21 protein-coding genes, 1 other RNA gene and 1 riboswitch are annotated in these 22,845 nt (G+C 40.4%); of the genes, 18 read left to right on the top strand and 4 right to left on the bottom strand.

Annotated features, from left to right (window positions below; all coding sequences use genetic code 11):
- The first annotated feature begins 126 nt into the window (after window positions 1-126).
- Genes ED605_RS14140 through ED605_RS14125 form a run of 4 tightly spaced genes read left to right on the top strand, consistent with a single transcriptional unit; the run spans window position 127 to window position 3,936 of the window.
- Entirely contained in the window at window positions 127-633 is a 507-nt protein-coding gene (locus tag ED605_RS14140) for a cell wall elongation regulator TseB-like domain-containing protein (protein WP_121979535.1), read from the top strand.
- A 32-nt stretch (window positions 634-665) separates the two neighbouring features.
- Window positions 666-1,886, top strand: a complete 1,221-nt coding sequence (locus ED605_RS14135; protein ID WP_121979534.1) for a pyridoxal phosphate-dependent aminotransferase — start codon at window positions 666-668, stop codon at window positions 1,884-1,886.
- Window positions 1,873-3,168 (top strand): asparagine--tRNA ligase, encoded by a 1,296-nt coding sequence (gene asnS / locus ED605_RS14130; protein WP_121979533.1) that lies wholly within the window; start codon window positions 1,873-1,875, stop codon window positions 3,166-3,168. Before ED605_RS14135 ends, asnS begins: the two co-directional genes overlap by 14 nt.
- A gap of 30 nt (window positions 3,169-3,198) precedes the next feature.
- Complete coding sequence (locus ED605_RS14125; protein WP_121979532.1) at window positions 3,199-3,936, top strand: DnaD domain-containing protein; 738 nt, start codon at window positions 3,199-3,201, stop codon at window positions 3,934-3,936.
- 62 nt (window positions 3,937-3,998) lie between these two features.
- Here ED605_RS14125 and ED605_RS14120 read toward each other — a convergent pair whose 3' ends face one another.
- Both ED605_RS14120 and recU read right to left on the bottom strand, forming a co-directional pair.
- Window positions 3,999-6,353, bottom strand: coding sequence for a PBP1A family penicillin-binding protein (locus ED605_RS14120; RefSeq protein WP_121979531.1), 2,355 nt, complete (start codon window positions 6,351-6,353; stop codon window positions 3,999-4,001).
- A gap of 17 nt (window positions 6,354-6,370) precedes the next feature.
- Window positions 6,371-6,970 carry a Holliday junction resolvase RecU gene (gene recU / locus ED605_RS14115; protein WP_121979530.1) on the bottom strand — a complete coding sequence of 200 codons (600 nt, stop codon included), beginning with the start codon at window positions 6,968-6,970 and terminating at the stop codon, window positions 6,371-6,373.
- Between the two features lie 271 nt (window positions 6,971-7,241).
- On the opposite strand from recU, the gene ED605_RS14110 reads away from it, so the two are divergent.
- From ED605_RS14110 to ED605_RS14090, 5 genes are all read left to right on the top strand, one after another.
- Window positions 7,242-7,814, top strand: coding sequence for an SLOG family protein (locus tag ED605_RS14110; protein WP_121979529.1), 573 nt, complete (start codon window positions 7,242-7,244; stop codon window positions 7,812-7,814).
- A 56-nt stretch (window positions 7,815-7,870) separates the two neighbouring features.
- Window positions 7,871-8,257, top strand: a complete 387-nt coding sequence (gene gpsB / locus ED605_RS14105) for a cell division regulator GpsB (RefSeq protein ID WP_121979528.1) — start codon at window positions 7,871-7,873, stop codon at window positions 8,255-8,257.
- A 29-nt stretch (window positions 8,258-8,286) separates the two neighbouring features.
- Window positions 8,287-8,665, top strand: an RNA gene (rnpB, locus tag ED605_RS14100) — RNase P RNA component class B.
- A gap of 189 nt (window positions 8,666-8,854) precedes the next feature.
- Window positions 8,855-10,006, top strand: a complete 1,152-nt coding sequence (locus ED605_RS14095; RefSeq protein WP_121979527.1) for a THUMP domain-containing class I SAM-dependent RNA methyltransferase — start codon at window positions 8,855-8,857, stop codon at window positions 10,004-10,006.
- Window positions 10,007-10,066: 60 nt separating this feature from the next.
- Complete coding sequence (locus ED605_RS14090; protein WP_121979526.1) at window positions 10,067-11,179, top strand: NAD(P)/FAD-dependent oxidoreductase; 1,113 nt, start codon at window positions 10,067-10,069, stop codon at window positions 11,177-11,179.
- Here the strand turns inward: ED605_RS14090 and ED605_RS14085 are convergent.
- Complete coding sequence (locus ED605_RS14085) at window positions 11,172-11,561, bottom strand: ribonuclease HI family protein (RefSeq protein WP_121979525.1); 390 nt, start codon at window positions 11,559-11,561, stop codon at window positions 11,172-11,174. The genes ED605_RS14090 and ED605_RS14085 overlap by 8 nt on opposite strands.
- Window positions 11,562-11,601: 40 nt before the next feature.
- Here ED605_RS14085 and ED605_RS14080 point away from each other — a divergent pair, with 40 nt between their 5' ends.
- From ED605_RS14080 to ED605_RS14050, 7 genes are all read left to right on the top strand, one after another.
- Complete coding sequence (locus ED605_RS14080) at window positions 11,602-11,988, top strand: EbsA family protein (RefSeq protein WP_121979524.1); 387 nt, start codon at window positions 11,602-11,604, stop codon at window positions 11,986-11,988.
- Window positions 11,989-12,036: 48 nt separating this feature from the next.
- Complete coding sequence (locus tag ED605_RS14075; protein ID WP_121979523.1) at window positions 12,037-13,701, top strand: formate--tetrahydrofolate ligase; 1,665 nt, start codon at window positions 12,037-12,039, stop codon at window positions 13,699-13,701.
- Between the two features lie 14 nt (window positions 13,702-13,715).
- On the top strand, window positions 13,716-14,156 hold the full coding sequence (gene lspA / locus ED605_RS14070) for a signal peptidase II (RefSeq protein WP_121979522.1): 441 nt from the start codon (window positions 13,716-13,718) through the stop codon (window positions 14,154-14,156).
- 18 nt (window positions 14,157-14,174) lie between these two features.
- Window positions 14,175-15,074 (top strand): RluA family pseudouridine synthase, encoded by a 900-nt coding sequence (locus ED605_RS14065; RefSeq protein WP_121979521.1) that lies wholly within the window; start codon window positions 14,175-14,177, stop codon window positions 15,072-15,074.
- 105 nt (window positions 15,075-15,179) lie between these two features.
- On the top strand, window positions 15,180-15,713 hold the full coding sequence (gene pyrR, locus ED605_RS14060; RefSeq protein ID WP_035177702.1) for a bifunctional pyr operon transcriptional regulator/uracil phosphoribosyltransferase PyrR: 534 nt from the start codon (window positions 15,180-15,182) through the stop codon (window positions 15,711-15,713).
- A 27-nt stretch (window positions 15,714-15,740) separates the two neighbouring features.
- Entirely contained in the window at window positions 15,741-16,832 is a 1,092-nt protein-coding gene (locus ED605_RS14055; RefSeq protein WP_121979520.1) for a carbamoyl phosphate synthase small subunit, read from the top strand.
- Window positions 16,816-19,350: a carbamoyl phosphate synthase preATP-grasp domain-containing protein gene (locus ED605_RS14050; RefSeq protein WP_121979519.1), complete on the top strand. Its 2,535-nt coding sequence runs from the start codon at window positions 16,816-16,818 to the stop codon at window positions 19,348-19,350. The genes ED605_RS14055 and ED605_RS14050 overlap by 17 nt, the downstream gene beginning before the upstream one ends.
- 47 nt (window positions 19,351-19,397) lie before the next feature.
- Here the strand turns inward: ED605_RS14050 and ED605_RS14045 are convergent, their stop codons facing one another.
- Window positions 19,398-21,119: an Rqc2 family fibronectin-binding protein gene (locus tag ED605_RS14045; RefSeq protein WP_121979518.1), complete on the bottom strand. Its 1,722-nt coding sequence runs from the start codon at window positions 21,117-21,119 to the stop codon at window positions 19,398-19,400.
- A 158-nt stretch (window positions 21,120-21,277) separates the two neighbouring features.
- Here ED605_RS14045 and ED605_RS14040 point away from each other — a divergent pair, with 158 nt between their 5' ends.
- Together ED605_RS14040 and ED605_RS14035 are read left to right on the top strand one after the other, a co-directional pair.
- Window positions 21,278-21,691, top strand: a complete 414-nt coding sequence (locus ED605_RS14040; RefSeq protein ID WP_121979517.1) for a MarR family winged helix-turn-helix transcriptional regulator — start codon at window positions 21,278-21,280, stop codon at window positions 21,689-21,691.
- A gap of 17 nt (window positions 21,692-21,708) precedes the next feature.
- A complete protein-coding gene (locus ED605_RS14035) occupies window positions 21,709-22,581 on the top strand; it encodes a DegV family protein (RefSeq protein WP_121979516.1) in 873 nt (290 codons plus the stop codon).
- Between the two features lie 115 nt (window positions 22,582-22,696).
- Window positions 22,697-22,811, top strand: a riboswitch (THF riboswitch).
- Window positions 22,812-22,845 lie beyond the last annotated feature (34 nt).

The raw sequence follows: 22,845 nt of genomic DNA, 5'->3' as shown, positions 1-22,845 counted from the left end.
CTAACATAATTATTTGATATAATAGCTAATGTATGTGAAAAATAGTTAAAAGTTGACGTGCAGATTGCCTTTGTGGCGTTGATCAGGTGATTGTGTTAAATAGTTAATTTTTGGAAGGAAAATGTCATGCAACGAGAACGGCGAGTTAAACGCGAACCCAAGGTCAAATTAAGATGGATCGTCCTTTTGATCATTTTAATTTTAGGCTTTGCAACGTTTATTGTGCTTCATCAAGCTGAAAAGCCAATGGCGACTGCTAGGAGCCAAACGATTGCAATTGCTAAAAAATACGCTGATTTGAAATCGGCAACTAATTTTTATTCGGCCAATCTTGGTAAAACCTATTATTCGGTTGCCGGTAAAACAACCAAAAATCGGCCGATTTACGTCATTGTTGCTAAAAAAGGTGGTGCCGTGACGGTTGTTAATCAACGTGCTGGATTAAGTGACACTCAAATTAAAAATCGACTTGAACAAACCAAGCATCCCAAGAAGATTAACAGTGTTGGGTTAACACTAATCAAGCAAAAGCCTTACTGGGTCGTTAGTTATATGAATCGACATAATAATCTATGCTTTGCGACCCTGAATTTTAAAACAGGATCAGTTAAAAAGCTAATTGAAAATATTTAGACGGACAAGAAAAGTCATGAAAGGATAAAATGATGAAATTTTCAAATCGGGCAATGCAAGTTAAGCCTTCTGCAACGGTGGGAGTATCTAATCGTGCCAAAGCAATGATCAGGGATGGCATTGACGTCATTAACTTAGGGATCGGCGAGCCGGACTTTACAACGCCAAAGATTATTTCACAGGCAGCCATTGAGGCAATTCAACACGGAAAAACCAGTTTCTATACGCCAGCCAGTGGACTGCCGGAGTTAAAGCAGGCAATTGCTCATCGGATTGCTGCTGATTATGGGGTCAATTATGCACCGGAACAAATTAGTGTTGCTAACGGCGCCAAAATGGCACTTTACGTCATCATTCAGGCCTTGATTGATGAAGGTGACGAGGTTCTAATGCCTAAGCCAAGTTGGGTCAGCTACAGTCAACAAGTGTCACTTGCTGGTGGTCGGCCAATCTTGGTTGATACCAACGCTGATTTCAAAGTCACTCCGGCAACCTTGTCTCAGGCCGTTACCAGTCGTACCCGGTTGTTGATTATCAATTCGCCACAAAATCCAACCGGCACTGTTTATTCAAAATCTGAATTACAGGCAATTGGCCAGTGGGCCGTTGACCATCAGTTACTGATGATTGCTGACGATATTTACGGTAAGCTGGTTTATAATGAAACAACCTTTCATTCATTAGTTCAGTGCGGCCAAAAAATAGCCGATGCGACGATTCTGGTTAATGGTGTCTCGAAAGCTTATTCGATGACCGGCTGGCGAATTGGTTATTTAGCTGCCGTACCGGAAATCATCAACAAAGTAAATGCGATTCTTTCGCACTCGACCGGTAACCCGGCAACTGTTAGTCAATATGCGGCTATTGCAGCGTTTCAATCTGATCAGCACGAAGTTGAGGTGATGCGCCAAGCATTTGAGAAGCGCTTAAACACCATTTACCCGTTACTTCAACAGACTCCCGGATTTCATATTGAGCAAAAGCCGGCGGGGGCCTTTTATCTTTTCCCAAACGTTGAGCAGGCAATGTCAATTGTTGGCGTTAACACCTCTGCCGAGTTGGTTGAGAGATTACTTAATGAAGCACACGTTGCACTGGTTGATGGTGGTGCTTTTGGGATGCCTGGTTATTTACGGATGAGCTATGCAGCTGGTCTGGAAGATTTAAAAATCGCCGTTAAGCGAATTAATACGTTTATGGCTCATTATTTAGATAAAAATGTATCTGGAGGAATTTCCATTGAAACAAATTAACATGATTGATGCACCAAAGTACGTCAACGAAAAGGTCAAGATTGGTGTTTGGCTGACAAATAAACGTTCCAGCGGTAAAATTGCCTTTTTGCAACTCCGAGATGGAACAGCCTTCTTTCAAGGAGTGGTTGTAAAAAATAACGTTTCCGAAGAAACCTTTGAACTTGCTAAAGAGGTTAAACAGGAAACCAGCATGTGGGTGACTGGGATTATCCATGAGGATAGTCGTTCACACTTTGGTTATGAAATTGAGGTAGAGGCCATTGAGGTCATTAGTGAATCTCATGATTATCCGATTACGCCAAAGGAACATGGAATTGATTTTCTGATGGATCACCGCCATCTTTGGCTGCGTTCCAGTCGGCCCCACGCTGTGATGCGGATTCGAAATGAAGTCATTAAAGCGACTTATGATTTCTTTAATGATGAAGGGTTCGTCAAAATGGACGCACCTATTTTAACCGGTAGCGCTCCTGAAGGCACGACTGATCTTTTTCACACGACTTATTTTGACAAGGATGCTTACCTTTCACAAAGTGGCCAGCTTTACGAGGAAGCGGGCGCCGAAGCATTTGGTAAAGTTTTTTCATTTGGGCCAACCTTCCGGGCAGAAAAGTCAAAAACTCGACGACATTTAATTGAATTTTGGATGATTGAACCTGAAATGGCTTTTATGCATCAAGAAGAGAGCTTAGACATTCAAGAACGCTACATTGCCTACTTGGTTCAAAGGGTGATTGACCACTGCCAAATGGAACTTAAGACACTTGGACGTGACGTTGAGACACTGAAAAAATACACCATTCTCCCTTATCCACGGATTAGCTACGATGAAGCGATTGACTTACTTAAAAAGAATGATTTTGACATTGAGTGGGGAGCCGACTTCGGTTCGCCGGAAGAGACTTTCCTTGCAGACCATTTTGATCAACCAGTTTTCGTTCTTAACTACCCTAAAGCCATTAAGCCGTTTTATATGAAACCACATCCTACTCGTGATGACGTGGTTATTTGTGCGGATTTACTGGCACCTGAAGGATATGGTGAAATCATTGGTGGCTCAGAACGGGCAGTTGATTATGATTATCTCTATAAGCAGATTATTGAAGCAGGGTTAGATCCTAAAGAATATTCGTGGTATCTGGATTTACGTAAATTTGGAAGTGTCCCGCATGCCGGATTCGGTTTGGGTCTAGAACGGGCACTAACATGGATCACAGGAGAGGATCACGTCCGCGAAACAATTCCGTTTCCACGATTGCTTAACCGGATTTATCCATAATTAAATCATATTAAAAGAGGGGGAATCTTTTTGGATAAGTATGCACATCATATCCTAAAGTTTGGTCAGACAACACTACCTAATTTTTTATTAAAAAATTATCGAAAAATTGGTCTGTCCAATGATGAATTGCTTCTCTACATTTTAATTAAGCATGATCGAACGTTGGTTATCCCCATGCCGGAAATTAACCAATTGGCCGAGTTAACCGGATATGGCCAACAGCAACTTTTTGAAATTTTTCATCAAATGATTCAAAAAAAGTTAGCTAAAATTACCAAAATTCAAATCGCAGGCCAACAAGTTGATGCGTACGACTTTACTTTGTTGTACGAAAAATTGGCATTACTTGATGAATCAGAGTCAGACGAGGAGGGCGAAGTGTTTTCTAATCCAACAGCCACCTCATCCACTCCACAAGTGAATGATCAAGAACGTCAAAAAATCTTTGAAAGCATTGAAAAAGAATTTGGCCGGACACTATCACCACTTGAAATGGAATCAATCAGCCAGTGGATTGATTTAGATCATTACACACCCAGAGTGATTGAATTAGCGTTAAAAGAGGCCGTTTTGAACCAGGTTTACAATTTGAAATACATGGATCGGATCCTAAGAAATTGGGAACAACGCAATTTAAAAACGCCTCAGCAAATTGAGGATTATAATCGTCGACGGACTCAAAGTAGTTCTGAATCCGAAACGACCTATAAGGGACCAAAGATTCCTTTTATAAATTTACTAAATCCCAAGGAAAAAAAGGATTAATAAAAAAGTCACCTGAAGTAAAACTTCAAGGTGGCTTTTTATTAACCGATTAGTCAAATTATTTACTGATCATTGACGTCGGTATTGTTATCTGGAGAATTAGTGTTGTTTTGACCATTCGAAGAATCGGAAGTACTACTACCTTCATTACTCGAAGATGCTGCACCACCGCTATTATCTGTCGAAGAAGAGCTGGTCGTACTCGAGCTCTTCCTATCATCGTTTCCACCTGATGAGGAGCCACTACCACTTGGCTGCTGAGTTGTTGGAGCAGTTTGAGACGACCCACTTGAAGTACTTCGAGATTCATCACTACTTCGGGGTGCAGTTGTCACCGTTCCGTTTGAACTGCTAGAACTGCTTTCAATAGAGTAACTGCCGGCAGCCGTTGTTGTATTGTCGGTTACGGTTCCGGGGTAGCCAGCCACGTAATACTCGGTTTTACCATCCCGATTAGTTGCCACCACATCACTTGGCTGCTGCCAATCGGTGTTGGGTTTGTTTTCGGAAACATAAGACATGACAGATTTGTAAATCTGCTGAGAAATTTCGGTTTGCGGTTGCGTAATATATGAATTGGCTTTAAATTGATGATCATAACCTGTCCAAATAGCTAATGAATAATTCTTTGTGTAACCTGAGAACCAAGCATCCATCGACGAATTTGCCGGTACCTTGTTCAAATAATCGTCTGGATACTGAGTTGTTCCGGTTTTACCCGCTTCGTATAATCCGGAAATCTTAGCTGCGGTACCGGACCCGTTCGAATCGGTCATGACACCTTTTAACATGTTGGTAATCATAAAGGCAGTTGCCGGAGACATGGCTCGCTTACCACTTGGATGAAAACGTTTTGTGACGCCGTTTGCCTGGACGATTCGATTAATTAGATAAGGCTTGTAATAGGTACCACCATTAGAGAATGCTGCGTAAGAGGCTGCCAGCTGCTCGGAAGAAATATATAACCCAATTCCATTCTGAAGACTTAAAGGCTTCTTAAACGGCATTCCAAGCTTCTTTAAGAAGGAAGTGGCTTTAGTAACACCAACGTTCTCTAAAGTTCGAATAGCTGGGATATTTCTTGATTCAACCAATGCTTTTCTCATGGTGATAGTACCTTGGTATTTATTATCAAAATCCATCACATTTTTATCGGTCCCCGGATAAACGTATGGCGTATCTTTGACGGGTTGATAGGTGGGGTATTTGAGATATTCAATTGCCGGACCATAGTCCATAATGGGTTTAGCCGTTGATCCAGATGAACGACCAGTTTGAACAGCTCGATTTAAGCCAAAGGCGACTTTGGTTTTTCGGCTTCCCTGCATGGCCATTACTTTTCCATTATTAACGTTGACCAACGTTGCACCTACCTGAAATCGTTTATTTGGATATGCAATGCTTGGGTCATTATTTGAAACTTTATAAAGCTTTTTTTGAGCATTTAGATTTAAGTTTGTGTATACTTTTAAGCCACTATTAGCTTTGTATCCCTTGTCCTTTAGTTCTTCCAACGTTTGTTTTAAATATGAATCGACGTATCGGGACGTTTTAGCGGAACCACTAGTCTTAGGATGGGTCTTGGCCAAGCCACTTTTAACGCTGGTGTTTTTAGCGTGCTGTGCCTGAGAAGCAGTGATGGCCTTATTTTTAACCATTGCGTTTAAGACTTCATTGCGCCGTTGGGTGGCATATTTAGGATAAAGATAAGGATTGTAATACTTTGGTGACTGTGGCATGCCGGCTAACAGAGCCAACTGTGGCAGGGTGAGATGGCTGAGAGTTTTGTTGTAATAGAATTCAGCTCCTGTTTGCATCCCATAAACACCGTTTCCCATGTAGACTTTATTGATGTAGAATTCAAGAATTTGTGATTTGGAGTAACGATTCTCAACTTGAATTGCCAGCCAAGCCTCCTGTGCTTTGCGTTTTAAAGTTCGATCACTGGCTGCAGTTGAGAAAACGGATAACTTGACCAGCTGTTGAGTGAGGGTGCTTCCGCCTTGCATGCCAAGCGATGAGCCGGTTAAATTTGAAAGAGCGGCACCCATAATTCGAATGGGGTCCACCCCGTGATGTTTATAAAAGCGTCGATCTTCAATGGAGACGACGGCTTTTTTTAAAGTGTCCGGGATTTTATTTGATTTAACATAATCCCGATTTTGACTGCCCAACCTGGAGATTACTTTCCCGCTGGTATCGAAAATTTTTGTCGAATTATCACTGGAAAGCGCAGTTCGGGTAATCTTTGGCGCACTTGAAGCATAGTAAGCAAATAAGCCTGCGCCAAACAAAATCAGCAATGCAACTAGACTAAGCACAATTTTAACAAAGCGCTTGAACGGGCCTTTTTTCTTAGTGAATTGACGGCCCCGCCTCATATCGGTTCGTGACTTCTGAGGATTATTCTGTGACATAGATTTCTCCTTCGTGATTATTCAATGATCGAATCGACCGCGTGTAAATAAGGAAGTATTGGATTGATTTGATATGGGATTTCAACACCGATTTCTTCAATAGTTTTGCGCGGAATGGATTTCCTTCCGCCGAGTTGTTGATGATCCCAGTAGTCGATTAAATCCGTTGCCTTCAATAGGAAAACGGATTGATCATTGACAAATTTAATAATAGCAAAACAAATTCCCTTCTGTTTTAAACATTCTCTCATATGTTCGATTTGGTGTTGATGAAAATTTTTTAAAGGAAAAGATGTTTTATTGGTTGTCTCTTTGGCATCAAAGTCAATATAATGGCCTTGATAAACGCCATTATAATCGGTTGTTGATGCCTTTCGAAAGTAAGCCTCCTTAATTCTTGCAGCACTTCGTTTAGGATAATCGACCGAGACAATTTGAATTGGGGTCGGTTTCTTGTGAATCACTGCAATTTCTTGTTTTAAATAATAATTGTTGCTTTTGTTCAATTCAGCTTCGAGTGTCATCCCACGATTTGAAAAATTAACCGCATCATTATGGTGACTGACAAAGCCGGATTGACGATGAAATTGATGACCATCTGGGTATTTAATCGTCATATAAACAAATTCCCCCTAACATCAATATGTACATTGTACTGCAATTTTGTTTAAAATAGTTTTAATAATGATATTATAGCAAGTGAGTATGTGGATGAAAAATGTTTTATCAATTAGCTAAAGCTAAGTCAAAATGGGTTGATCATAGTTGATTGGCTGACAGTGACAAAGGGGAACTTTAGGAATGTTTAACTAATTTTAATCATTCTTAACACTAACCGATTGATCTTAAAACAAAACATAAGCCAATTAAGAAAGGGGCGATAATCACGTGAGTCGCTTATGGATAACTGGCTATCGGAGCTACGAACTTGGCGTGTTTAAAGATGACGATCCCAAACGGAAAGTGATTGATTATGTATTGACAAATGAACTCAGACAGGCGATCATTAACGGGACGGACTGGATCATTTCAGGCGGCCAACTTGGCGTTGAACAGTGGTCATTGACGGTTGCAAATCATTTGAAGACTGAGTATCCTGGTGAGTTTGAAACGGCCATGATGCTACCGTTTGCCGAATTTGGTGATAATTGGAATGACTCAAATCAGATAAAATTGGCAAAGCTGAAGCAAGCGGTTGATTTTTACGCTTCAGTTAGTCAGCAGCCATATCAATCACCGCAACAATTAAGAAATTATCAAGAATTCATGCTTTCGCATACGGATCAGGTAATCATGATATATGATTTAGATAATCCGGGAAAATCACAATATGATTTTGATAAAATTAAAAAATTTGCCGATAATCATCCGTACCCATACCGCTTAATTACGTTTGACGATCTTCAGAATGCGGCGGATGAATATCAGGAAAACCTAAATAACAGTTTTCAAGATGATTAATATATGGTATCATCTTAATGGTTTGTTGCAAATTAAGACGAGGTGTAACCAATAAAATGGAAAATATTAACTATACGCCAAAAGATATCCTCCAAAAAGAGTTTCGACAAAAGATGCGTGGGTATGATCCAAACGACGTTGACAGCTTTTTAGATAACATTATTAAGGATTATGAAACCTTTAATAAACAGTTCCAAGAGCTGAGTGACGAAAACGAGCGATTAAAAGTTCAGGTTGACGAACTCAATAAACAGTTAGCCGTTGCTGGCAATCAACAAATGCCATCTGCTGGTACGGGAAATTCAACGGTTAGTCGCCCGACTGCCAGTCAACCAATGTCCAGTGCAACGAATATGGATATTCTCAAGCGGCTATCAAACTTGGAAAGAAGAGTATTTGGGTCGCAATTGGATAGTGGTTCAAATGAATCACATCGATTGTAAGTAGTTAACTTTTGCATATTTTCCGTGCAAATCTCAGGTAATCGCGGTCGCCTTTATGGTGGCTGAGGAAAGTCCATTCTCGCACAGACTGAGATGTCTGTAGTGTTCGTGCTCGGTGAAAAAATAAGCCGGGGAACTCTGAATAAGAGTGACGGCGGACTCGATGCTAAGGCGTTGCTATGCGGATGAGTCCTTAAGGTGCCACAGTGACGAATGTTGTGAGAAATCATGACAGTGGAACGCGGTAAACCCCTCGAGCGGGAAACCCAAACTTTGGTAGGGGAGCTTCACAGACGGTAAATGAACCAACTGTGGGGGAGAGACAGCATTGGCTGTTTCCCAGATAGATGATTACTACCTGCTGGTTCGTTCCTGGGAACAAGCAGGCACAAAACATGGCTTATCGGGATTTGCACGAAACAGGGAAAAGATGGGAGCTTGCTCCCATCTTTTTTAATATTCTGTATAAAATTAAATTTGGCAAAGGATTCAGATTGAAAATAAGGTATGATAAGATTGTATCTTATAAAGATTAATCACCAGTATCGTCTATTGAATTAATTTAGAAATATCAATAATAAGTGAGTGTGAGAGTAGTTGGAATTTCATTTAATTGCAACGTGTGCTGCGGGAATCGAAGCACTTGTTGGCAAAGAACTAAGAGCGTTGGGTTATAAAACCCAAGTTGAAAATGGTCGGGTTCGGTTTTCCGGTAATGAACAAGATATTATCAAAACCAATCTTTGGCTGAGAACAGCTGATCGAATCAAAATTATCATTGATGAATTTGATACCAAAACGTTTGACGATTTGTTTGAAAAAACAGCGGCCAACCAGTGGGACCAGCTATTACCGATGGATGCAGAATTTCCAGTGGAAGGTCGTTCCAGAAATTCCCAACTCCATAGCGTCCCCGATGTTCAAGCAATTGTTAAAAAAGCGATCGTCAAATCTTTAAGTGCAGCTTACCATCGGCGCACAAGATTACCCGAAACCGGCGCCAAGTTTCCATTAGAAATTGCATTGAATAAGAATCATGCAATGTTAACGCTGGATACAACCGGTGCCAGCCTGTTTAAGCGCGGGTATCGAATTGAAAAGGGCCCGGCACCATTAAAGGAAAATATGGCAGCTGCCCTTATTCTACTTACCAGTTGGCATCCGAATATGCCATTTGTTGACCCAATGTGTGGGTCAGGCACCCTGCCGATTGAGGCAGCGTTAATTGGTAGAAATATTGCACCCGGTTTTAACCGAGATTTTCTTTGCGAACAGTGGCCTTGGATAGATGATCAAATGGTTCAACAAGTTCGAGACCACGCAGATGCTCAAGCAGATTATGATCGACCATTGGATATTTCGGCTAGTGATATTGATGGCAACATGGTTGAAATTTCCAAGCGAAATGCTGAAGAAGTTGGCCTTTTAGACGACATTCAGTTCAAACAGTTGGCAGTGGCTGATTTTAAAACCGACAAGGTTAACGGCGTCCTCGTTGCCAATCCGCCCTATGGTGAACGTATGAGTGATAAACAGCGTGTCCATGACTTATATCGACAGATGGGTCGGGCTTTTCAACCTCTAACTAGTTGGTCAAAATATTTCTTGACAGCTGATTTGGAATTTGAAAAATTTTATGGTCAGAAAGCAACTAAACGACGTAAATTATATAACGGCGCTCTAAGAACGGACTATTTCCAATACTGGGGTAAGAAAGTTCGTGATATGAGTAGTTTATCGAATTATTAACGGTTTTTTAATCGCTTTTTATGTTAAAATGTGAATTATCAGTAAAAGGGGAGTGAATCAATGCGGAAACGGGTTGCAGTGATTGGTGGTGGCATCATTGGTGCAACGGCGGCGTTTTACTTAAGCTATCTGGATCGATCGCAGTCACTGACCATTAAATTATTTGATGATGATCTGGGCCAGGCAACAAAGGCGGCTTCTGGAATTATTTCTCCTTGGTTGTCAAAAAGGCGCAATAAGCGTTGGTATGCATTAGCTAAATTAGGAGCGGCTTTTTATCCCAAATTAGTGATGGATGCACAGTTAAATCAGCGAGTGTATCAACAAACCGGAACGATTGTAACGCGCCGAAACCCTGATGATCTAAAACAGCTTTTCCAAGAAGCAACGATTAAGCTTGAACGAACACCTGCGATGAAAAGTGTTCAACTTTTGTCTGCCAGTGAAGTGGGGCAACGCCTGCCATTCTTAACAAACCCGCCAGCCGGAGTCTTTGTGACAGGGGGCGCCAAGGTCGATGGCCGTCAACTGATTCAAACATTGCTGAAGCAGGCAAAACGACGGCGGGTGATTGTTAATCATCAACGAGTTTTTTTTGATAACAGCGGTCAAATCAGAACTGCCAATGGCTTGGAACAATTCGATGTTGTCATTGTAGCAACAGGAGCTTGGATGAAAGATACGCTGAGACCACTTGATTATTTGGTAAAAATTCGACCACAAAAGGGGCAGTTGATTGATTTAGCCGTTAACAGCTGGCATTATGGTCGCCAGTTACCAGTTTTAATGCCAGAAAGTCGTTCTGACATCATCCCATTTGATCAACATAAATTAGTAGTAGGCGCAACTCACGAAAATGAAGGTGGATTTGATCTGAGCCCTACCAATGAAGCTCGGCTAATGCTTTTAAAAAATGCCCAACTTTTTGATCATCGTTTGAAAGAAAATCAGATTAAGCGGGTGCGGGTAGGTACTCGTGGTTATACTGAAGATTTTGCTCCGTTTTTTGGGCATCTACCTGATCATCCAAATATTTTGCTGGGTGGTGGACTGGGGTCTTCAGGGTTAACCACTGGGCCCATTATCGGCTATTTGCTAGCCAAGGCAATTGCTGAGCAACGGTTTGAAAATTGGGATACTTATACCAAACCGGTTAGTCACTACATCATTTAGCGTGAAGTGCCTGATTGGCCAAATTGTGAGCACCGTGATTTTGGGCATCCGGAATCCAGGTGTTAATAACCGTTGTAAAATGTGATTGAAGGGACAATAGCTGGTTTGTTAATTCTTCAAAGTGTTTCGCGTAAGCTTTATTGATACTGTCAATCACGATTTGGCTGTCAGTGTAGTAAAAAACAAATTCTGTCGTCGCAACTTTTAAATTAATTAAAGTTTGAAAACCAATGATTGCCGCAGTAAATTCCGCCCGATGATTGTTCATGGATGGAATTCGTTGCTTAATTTGTGTTTGATGACCATTTTGAATTATTAAGATGCCAATTGCTGCTTGGCCAGTTCGCTGGTTAACGGCCGCATCCGTGTACAATTTAATCATGCTTACGCACCACTTTCTATTTGATGAAGGAGCCTTTTTAATGATAACGCAAAAGCGACATTTTTTTTACCAACCTAGTCCATTGAGCAGTATTATTTGCTGGAGTTGGACATTGGTTATTTTCTTTATTGGTGTCATTATCTGGTTGGAGATTACTCATTTTCAGTGGATAACTTTGTTTTTCTTTGTGCTGTTTGCCTTTTTGACATGGGCAGAGATTCATTTTCGGAGTATTAAAGTTTATGATGATCAATTGATTGTTAGTCGGATTACTAATCCCCACTGGTTGGTTGTTAGACTTGACCAGATCACGCATGTCACCACTGCAAAGTATCAGCTGGGCTTTGTCGCCAACACTAAAATTTATAGTTTTATTTTGCCGGCAAATTCGGTAATCGAAATTAATGAACTGATTTCAAAAAAATAAGTTAACTTGAAATAGTCAGTTACGTACGATTGAGGAGGATTTTAAATAATGAAAAGCGATGTTGAAATTTCTCAAGAAGCCAAAATGGCACCAATTACGACCATCACTGAGCGGCTTGGAATCAGCGATGATGATCTCGAACAATATGGTAAATATAAAGCCAAAGTTAATTTTAAATCAGAGAATGCTCACAACAAAGGTAAATTAATTTTAGTCACTTCAATTAATCCAACCGCTGCTGGCGAAGGGAAAACGACTGTGACAATTGGCTTAGGTGATGCTTTAACAGCACTACATAAAAAAGTTGCACTTGCATTAAGGGAACCTTCACTTGGACCTGTCATGGGAATGAAGGGTGGCGCGACGGGGGGCGGCTATGCTCAAGTAGTCCCGATGGAGGACATTAACCTTCACTTTACCGGGGATTTTGACGCATTGACCGAGGCGCACAACACCCTTTCAGCACTTATTGATAACCATATTCAGCATGGTAATCAATTAAACATTGATCCCCGCCAAATTACATGGAAGCGAGTTTTGGATGTCAATGACCGAGAACTACGGCAAGTTGTCGTTGGCTTAGGCGGCCGAACTTCCGGTGTACCCCGTCAAGACGGCTTTGACATTACAGTTGCCAGTGAATTGATGGCGATTCTTTGTCTTTCAACCAGTCTTCAAGATCTTAAAAAACGGATTAGTAAAATTTTAATTGGCTATACTTACGATCGAAAACCCGTTTATGTTTCAGACCTTCACGTTGAGGGCGCGTTGACATTGTTGTTGAAAGATGCCATTAAGCCTAATCTGGTTCAGACCTTAGAACAAACCCCCGCCTTTATTCACGGCGGGCCATTTGCCAACATTGCCCATGGTTGTAATAGTATTTTGGCCACTCAGGCAGCCTTAACATACGGTGACTATGCAATTACAGAAGCGGGATTTGGTTCAGATCTTGGGGCGGAAAAATTTATGGATATCGTCACACCGCGATTGGATAAAGTTCCCGATTGTGTGGTAGTAGTTGCCACAGTCCGGGCGCTTAAACTAAATGGTGGTGCTGATAAACATCACCTGGATACTGAAGATTTAACAGCCCTTAAAAAGGGTGTGGTGAACCTGAAACGGCACGTCGAGGGTATGCAACAGTACGGGAAACCGGTAATTGTTGCCATTAACAAGTTTGCCAGTGATTCAGAATCTGAGTTGAGTTATTTATCGAATTATGTGTCGACTCAATTAGGTGTTACCGGTGAAATGATTAATAGTTGGGCAGAAGGCGGCAAAGGTGGGATTGAACTTGCCAAAAAAGTAATTGCTGCCAGCGAAAATACTGATGAGTTTCATGAACTTTACGATCATCAGAATTCGACTATTATGGAAAAAATGCACGCTATTGTTACCAAGATTTATGGGGGCGCCAATGTTGAACTGTCAACGAAAGCTAAGAACCAATTGAAACGTATCGAAAAACTTGGCTACGGAAATTTGCCAGTTTGCATGGCTAAGACACAATATTCATTTACTGATAATGTTAAAGAATTAGGCGCACCAGAAAACTTTACCATTCACGTTTCGGATCTTCAGCTCAAATTGGGGGCTGGCTTTGTGGTCGCACTTACTGGTAAAATATTAACGATGCCTGGATTGCCAAGCCATCCAGCAGCTTTGAATATGGATATTGATGAGAACGGTCGAATTACCGGCTTGTTTTAAAAGGAGAATTTTAGTTGCCAGTTGTATATATTATCGGCATTTTATTGCTGATCGGGCTTGATCAATTTGTTAAACATTGGGTTGTCAATGCATTAACGCTTGGTCAATCATTTACGTTGATTCCGAGTTTTTTATCGATAACCCGAATTAATAATACGGGTGCTGCGTGGAGCATCTTATCAGGGCACCAATTTGTGTTTGTATTAATTGCAATTGTTGCCACTGTTTTAATTAGTTATTTTTTGATTCATTATTGGCCAAATCATTGGTATCGAGTTGGCTTGTGCTTATTATTGGCCGGAACGGTTGGCAATGTTCTTGACCGGATTTTTAGCAATCACGTTGTAGATATGTTTCAACTTGATTTTATTAATTTCCCGATTTTTAACTGTGCGGATATTTATTTGACGGTTGGAATTTTGATTATTGGTTTCGCAATCATCCGCGAAAAATAAGGTGGGGACAACAAATCAATGAAAAAAATTAGAATTACAACTGTTTTGGGCCGTCTAGACAAGGTGGTCAGTCAATTAGACCCTCAAATCAGCCGATCAATGGCAAAAAAGATGATTGAGGACGGCCATATTACCGTTAACGGTGAAAATAAGAAGCCAAAGTATGAGACCAAGCCGGCCGATATAGTCACAATTATGGAGGTAAAACCCCAACCGACGGAAATCATCCCTGAAAAAATACCACTCGATATTGTGTATGAAGATCAAGACGTAATTGTGGTTAATAAGCCACAGGGAATGGTTGTGCATCCGTCAGTGGGGCATCCAGACCACACCTTGGTGAATGCTTTATTAGACCATAGTCCACTTTCGTCAATTAACGGAGAATATCGACCGGGAATTGTTCATCGAATTGATAAAGATACTTCCGGTTTACTGATGGTTGCTAAAAATGATGCTGCCCATCAGGCGCTATCTGAACAATTAAAGGCCAAAAAAAATCTGCGAAAATACATTGCATTGGTTCATGGTCGAATTAAAGAAGAAGCTGGCACCATTAACGCTCCGATCGGTCGCTGTCCAAAGGATCGAAAGAAACAAGCTGTCGTTGTGGGTGGTCGACCGGCCATCACTCACTTTAAGGTGTTGGAACGGTTTCAAAATTATACATTAATTGAGTGCCGATTGGAAACAGGGCGAACTCACCAGATTCGAGTCCACTTACAGTACATTGGTCATCCGCTGGTTGGTGATCCCCTATATGGCCCTAAGAAAACAATTCGTGGGCATGGTCAATTTCTACATGCCCAGGAATTGGGCTTTGAGCATCCCCGGACACACGAATTAATGCTCTTTTCAGCGCCATTACCGGAAATCTTCAAGAAAACTTTGAGGACCTTACGAACCGATACCAAATAAAATCTTGACAATGGCGGATGACTTCCATATTCTGGAGTGGATAAGCTATCTTCCGATTTTTCTGTATTAAATCAACAACCAAATCATTTATGAGGAGATTTAGTGATGGGCAAAATAATTTTAGACAAAATGGCAATGCAACGGGCATTAACCCGAATTACTTATGAAATTGTCGAAAAAAACAAAGGTGTTGAAGATCTGGTTTTGATTGGCATTAAAACCAGAGGAATTTTCTTAGCAAATCGAATTGCTGATCGGCTTCAGCAACTGGAAAACGTTACCATTCCGGTTGGTGAGCTTGATATTACGAATTATCGTGACGATATTGAACACGATTCACTTAGTACCGACGTTAAAATGTCCAATAACAAAATTGATTTTTCCGTTGAAGGTAAACGAGTCATTCTGGTAGACGATGTTTTGTACACAGGTCGAACTGTGAGAGCTGCTTTATCAGCTGTAATGGATTTAGGTCGCCCAAAAAGCATTAATTTGGCTGTATTAGTTGATCGCGGCCACCGTGAATTGCCAATCCGAGCAGATTTTGTTGGCAAAAATATTCCAAGTTCTCAAAAAGAAAAAATTAAGGTTTATGTTTCAGAAATTGATGATAAAGATGCAGTCGAATTGATTAAGTAATCTTTATCATGGTAGTAAGGAGTCATTATGACGCAAAGATATTTGATATTAGAAGATGGTTCCGCTTATGCAGGTAAGGCTTTTGGGTCTCTTGCAACAACGACGGGTGAATTGGTTGCCAACTCCACCATGAATGGGTATCAGGAAATCATTTCCAATCAAATTTATCACAACCAAATTATTGTTTTTACCCAAACTTCAATCGGCAATACAGGACTCGCGCAGAATGCGTACGAGTCCGTTTTGCCGTCTGCAAAGGGTGTCATTGTCCGGGAATACGAAAATTTGGCAACTGACCATTTCAAACGCATTTCCCTGGATCGATATTTAAAGCGGCATAGGATTCCCGGAATTTACGATGTGGATACTCGGCAAATTAGACGGCATCTTCAACAAAAGGGTAATATGATGGCAAGTATCGTTGACGTTGCCGATGAACATGCTTTTGATCAGTTGCATGCTACCGTGTTAACCAATCAACAAGTTGCTCAAGTAGCCACTCCTAAGCCGTACCCTAATCCAGACGAAGGTGCTAATGTGATTGTTGTTGATTTTGGTCTGAAAAGCGGGATTCTTCGAGAACTTTCCAAGCGGGATTGTAATGTCACGGTAGTCCCGTGGAATTCGACAAGTGAAACAATTCTGGATTTAGATCCGGATGGCGTTGTTTTATCTACCGGTCCCGGGGCACCAGGAAATTTACCGGAGTCTGTTTTGCAAATGATTCGTGAAGTTCAAACTCAGGTCCCATTACTGGGAATTGGGTTGGGACACGAATTATTTGCAATGGCCAATGGGGCTAAAGTCAGCCAATTACGAGTTGAACATCATGGCAGCAATCACCCGATTCGTGAAATCATTACAAATGAAATCTTCTTTTCTGGTCAGGAACAGGGTTACGCTGTGGATTCAAAGTCAATTGACCATGCTAAGATGTTTATCACCCATATTGATTTAGTTAATGGAACGGTTCAAGGACTTCGCCATCGAGATTATCCGGCATTCTCAGTTCAATTTTCTCCGGATGGGGCTCCCGGCCCTAAAGATAGTGTCGGTTTGTTTGATGACTTTACAGAATTTATGGCAAGAAGAAGGGATTATAATGACGATGACTATTAAAAAACTTCTTTTGCTCGGCGGTGGCCCAACGAACATCGGTCATGAAAATGAATTGGATGCGGCCGCCTATGAACGATTGATGGCAATTAAAAAAACCGGTACACGTGTGATATATGTCGATAATAATCCGTTCTCTTTTGCTAGTGAAGAGGTCCAACCAGCTGACGTTTATGTTCAAGAAGTTAATTTTCAAAACGTTGTTAATATCATTGAAAAAGAAAAACCTGATGCAATTATGCCTAAAATTGGCGGGTTAAATGCCATGCAAGTGGCTTGGCAATTAGAAGAAAGTGACGTCTTAACCAATAACCACATTAAACTATTGGGAATTCGCCCGATTGATCTGAGAAAAGTGCTGGATAATCAAAAATTAAGAGAACTTTTGCTCGAAACTGATGAACCGATTATTGCATCCAAAATTGTCGCTGATGAGGATGAAGCCATGGATTTCGTGCGAGATGTCGGCTTTCCAGTAATCGTTAAACCACTATCAGCTAGCCACGATACCAGTCGGTTTATCTGCAATAATACGGATGAGCTGGAAGATGCTCTGGAGATTAGTTTTAAGCGAACTTATATTAAACGGGTGTCAATTGAACAAAGTATCGTTGGTTATAAAGAAATTGAAATGGTGGCTGTTCGAGATGAAAATGGTAATAAATTATTGATATCCGGTTTAGAAGACATGGATCCAATCGGTATTCACTCTGGAGATTCAATTATTTTTGCACCTACCCAAACATTAATTAATCAAGAATATCAAACGTTGAGAACAGCTACTTTTCGAATTATGGATGCTATTAATATAACGGGAACTTGTCATATACAATTTGCACAAAGTCGAACTGATTCCAGTTATTTTATTACTAAAGTCAGCCCATTTTTCACAAGAAATTCTCTTTTAGCTGCAAAATCAACGGGGTATCCTCTATCATATGTCTCGACTCTGCTCGAAATGGGCTACGCATTGCCAGAGGTCAGATTACCCGAAAAGTACAGTAAGTATTTACCATTTATGGAACCAACGATGGATCACGTTGTCGTGAGAATCCCATTGTGGCCATTCAGAGATATTCCGGATGTTGATCAGCATCTCAATACATTGATGAAATCGGTTGGTTCTACAATTGGTGTTGGCAGAACTGTTGAGGAAGCCATTATGAAAGCCATGCACAGTTCGCAGTTTTCGCCTCGCGATATTTTACCCAGCGTTTCAAAGGTGAATGACGATGATGTCATCAACCAGCTGATTCATCCTTTAGCAAGTCGAATTCTTATTTTAATGGAAGCACTACGTCGAGGATTTTCCATTGATGAACTTTCTGAGTTAACTAAAATTGATCGCTTTTATTTTTATAAAATGAATCAGTTGTTAAGGGCACAGGATTTTGTTATTAACAACCCACTCTCGCCGACTGCCGTTGAGGTTGGCCATAAGTACGGCTTTGGTGACGGCATGCTGGCTGAACTTTGGAATGTCAACATCTCAACGATTGAACGAATGAACAGGAATGCGAAACAAAGGGTGACCTTTAAGGAAATCGAGCCAAGCGCTGGTGAATTCATTGAAGCAACCAACGTTTTCTATAGCAGTTATGAGTTAGAAAACGAGAGTCAACCGTGTTCTGGGAAAACAGCGTTGGTGATTGGCCGAGGGGGTAATCAACTTGGGCCGAATGCCGCTGCAGATTACTATACGGCTCAAATTCTTAACACAACTAAAAAAGCCGGTTACCAAACCATTATTATGAATACCAATCCAAATGCGATTTCATTGGCACCGGCATTAAGCGATAAGCAATACATCGAGCCGATTCAGTTGGGAAATATTTTAAACATTATTAATTTGGAAAATCCGGATATTATTTTTCTGCCTGGAAATCGACATTATCTTTCAAAAAAATTAAAAGAATTTGCGGATTTAAATATCGTGGTATTGCCGCCAGATCAAAAAGTTGCTGAATACAAGCAACGGGAAGCCACAGAAGCTGTTGATTTGTTTATTGATAACGATCGGATCTTGCCTATTACAACTATTTCATTTTATACCCGAAGTCATCGGACTGATTTGCGTTATATTAATGACTATCAGCAACCAATGTCGAATTGGGAAAAGTATGAAGATGGGTTAATTCAAACGGCTATCCAACAAATCGACACGCGTTATTGGCAGGGCTTGGTTCAAGTTTTATTTAAAAAGACCGATCATAATGGTTATCAGTTTGCCGGTATTCGACCAATTCGAATTACTGAATCGGCTTTCTTGAATAAAACGACAGGCGTTAATTGGATTGATGCTTTAGTCAAGAAATACTTGGGTGTGCTGGATGTTGATCAGCTTTCTGAATACTACCAACTAGGGCAGCATCAGCGATACGCTGTTATGGAGGCAGTCTTTCCATTTAGAGAACTTCAGTCCAATCGAAAGGATGGGACATCTACTCAAGAGGTAGGTGCGTCACTTTCTTTTAAAAATGTTGAAAACGCCCTTGATTTAGCTGAAAAGAATAATGTTTAAACTAAAAACCAACTTTGCCTTATTACGAGTAAAGTTGGTTTTTAATTTTATTTAGTTTTAGTGGCTTCTGATAATTGGTTAATTAATTTTGGATCCGGTGTTACCAACAAAGTTTGTTGACTATCATAAATCACATAACCAGGTTTGGTCCCGTTAGGTTTACGAATGTTTTTAACCTTTGTATAATCAACCGGTACTTTAGTGGCGTGCTGAGCCTTCGAAAAGTAAGCGGCAAGGTTGGCAGCTTCTTCGATCGTTGTTTGTGATGGATCAAAGCTTCGGATGATAACATGAGAGCCGGGAATGTTTTTTGTGTGAAGCCACGTTTCTCGTTTATCCGCAGTATGCATTGTTAACCGTTCATTTTGCAGATTGTTTTTACCGACCAAGATTTCAGTACCGTCAGTTGATGTGAATTTTTCTGGTCGATTAATTTTTCGACGTTTATGCTTTTTCTTTTTATGCTGTTCATGATCTTTTAAATAGTGTCCTTGCTCCAATTCATACCGAATATCAACCAAGTCTTCGGGCTTAGCCAACTCAATTTGAGATTGAATATTTTCAAAATAATCAATCTCCTGGGCTGTCAGTTGAATTTGTTCATTCAAAAATTTAACCGCACTCTTTAACTTCTGATAGCGTTTGAAGTATTTTTGAGCATTTTCAGAGGGAGATTGTTGATTGGAAAGCTTGATTTTAATTGGCGCATTGTTTTCATAATAGTTTGGCAGCTCAATGGACGTCATTCCTCTGTTAACCCGATTAAGGTAAGTTGTTAAGATTTCACCCTTAATACGATATTCATCCGCGTTCTCGGTTGCTTGGAGATCTTTTTTCAGCCGTTTGAGCTTGGTACGATTTTTCTTTAACTGTTTTTTAACCACTTGGATTAAAACGGCACCTTGCTCACGAACTCGATCACGTTGGGCTCGATTGGCAAAGTAGGCGTCCAAAAGATCACTTAAGCTCGAATATTCCTCATTTTTATCTGTATCTGGATACGGAAATGCGGTAAAATTAATCTTGTTAGTACCAATATGGCTCAACGTTGGCTTTGGTGCATTAAATTGTTGAAAGAAAGTTTTGAAGTTTTTTTCAACATTTGAATCCTTGTGAAGGGTCTTTGCCAAAGCCATTGCAGTGTCTTTGCCAAGTCCTTGAATAGTTTTTTGAAGTGCACCTGCTAACACATCGACATTCGGGTAATCAATCAATAATTGACTAATGTCGTCGAATGAGCTTTTGGTAAATGGATTTTGCAATGTTTGTTTAGGCGGATTAATATAAATGGCACCGGGCAATAGTAATCGATAACGATTAACATCTGAGCCAACGTGTTTGATCGCGTCAATAATTTTATTGTCGGCCTGGTTAACTAATGTAATGTTACTGTGTCGTGCCATAATTTCGACAATTAGTAGTAACTTTGTCTGGTCACCCAATTCATTGCGTCCCGTAAAGCCAAAATGTAAAACCCGGTCATTTTCCAGTTGCTTGATTTCGGTTAGGATCGCCCCATTAAGATGCTTTCTCATAATCATTGCGAAATTAGTTGGAACCGCAGGATTTACATAGGGAATTTGGGTGATTTGCACTCTGGCGTAAGTTGGATTAGCCGATAAGAGCAATTGATGATTTTTCCCGTGAGCTCTGATGGTTAAAATCAGTTCATTTGGATAAGGTTGATTAATCCGGCTAACCCGTCCGGTTTGAAGCAAGGCCGCCAGTTCTTGTCTCATTGAATGGATAAAAGATCCGTCGAATGACATTGTATCACTCTCTTTCGTATATATAGCAGTTACTAGTATACCGCACTTTAAGACTTGATGCTAAGGGTAGAGGCAAGCAATAGGTGCTGAGAAGAAATGATGCTTTTTGTATCTCATTACCAAATAGCGTATACTATTTTTTCGGAGGTCTTTTCAGAATGAAAGATATTCTTGTTGCTTTAAGCTCTGCCGCAAAAAATCATCGCGCAAAGCTGATGAAGATTACCAAAGCACAAAATTTAACAATTTCAGAATGGAAACTTCTTAACTACGTGATTAATGGTCAGACAACTCAAGAAGCGTTGTCTGAAGTTACTAAATTAGACATTTCAACATTATCAAGACAGTTAAAACGGTTACTTGTTAAAGAAATGTTGGCTAAAACTGCTGTTGGCAAAGATAAACGTCAGTTAATTTACAGCGTAACGGATAAGGGAACCGAATCAAGCCAACGAGTCCAACAGGAAGTTGAAGGCTTTCAGGAACAAGTATTTAGTCACTGGACTAATGAAGAAAAGAATTTATTAAAAATTTTGATTAATCGGTTGGAACAAAGTCTTGATAGAATTTAATTGAGCAGGTGAAATTAATGAAAATTGCGATAGTCACTGACAGTACAGCTTATCTGACTAAAGATGAAGTTGAAAAATATCACATAACGGTCGTTCCAATGCCAGTGATAATCGATGGCCATGAATATCGAGAGGGCGTCGATCTTAATACGGAAGAGTTTTATGACAAATTAAAAAATTCGAATTCATTTCCAAGTACCTCCCAAGCACCCATTGGCGAAATGGTTGACCTATACAACTCGCTTGCTGACAAGGGATATGATACTGTTATCAGCATTCATTTAGCAAGTACAATTTCCGGTTTTTATCAATCCATTGCTAATTTGGCTCCTCAAATTGATCGAATTAAAGTAATTCCCTATGACTCGAAAATTACCGTCAAACTCATGGGTTATTTGGCAATTCAGGCCAGTAAAATGGCTCGACTGGGTCGGGATCCTGAAACAATTATTCAATACTTAGATGGGCTAAGGGCAACAATTGACGAACTTTTTGTTGTAGATGATTTACAAAATTTGGTTCGTGGCGGCCGCTTATCCAATGCTTCAGCGTTTATTGGTGGCATCCTTAAGATTAAGCCGTTACTTACTTTTGATGATAAAAGTAATGAAATTGTTGCTTTTGATAAGGTTCGTTCAAGAAAAAAGGCGCTGAAGCGGGTAGAAGAACTATTTGCAGCAGCCCAGCAAAAAGCAACTTACCCATTACGGGCATTAGTCATTAATGGTCATGATCCTAAAGCAGGAGCTGAATGGACCGAAAAGATTCATGGGCTGTATCCTCAAATGCCTATTGAGCAAAGTTATTTCGGGCCGGTCATTGGCACTCACTTAGGCGATAAGGCTTTGGCATTAGCCTGGCTTCGGGATTTTGAGCAGGATCAACTTTAAAGTAAAACGTAAAACTTAACGATTTCAAAAATAATCACTAAATTGTTCGGAAAAAGTCGGACGAAGTGATTGTTTTTTTTACTTAATATGATACACTTTAATAGTTATCAAAAATTATGGGGTAGGAAGCAATGCGTTAAGTGTCGAAGGGACGGAATGTGAACTTCGAACGAAAGCCAATCAACTTCGACTTGTCGATTGGTTGCGGTATTGTTTTCGCATTCGCCATTTTATTTAGTTCGTTTTTCTCTAAATATTGGTGAG

Origin of the sequence: Lentilactobacillus raoultii (assembly GCF_900411375.1) — a bacterium.
GTDB classification, from domain to species: domain Bacteria; phylum Bacillota; class Bacilli; order Lactobacillales; family Lactobacillaceae; genus Lentilactobacillus; species Lentilactobacillus raoultii.
The sequence above is the reverse complement of the archived record's forward strand: the minus strand, read 5'-3'. Positions and strand labels throughout refer to the sequence as shown.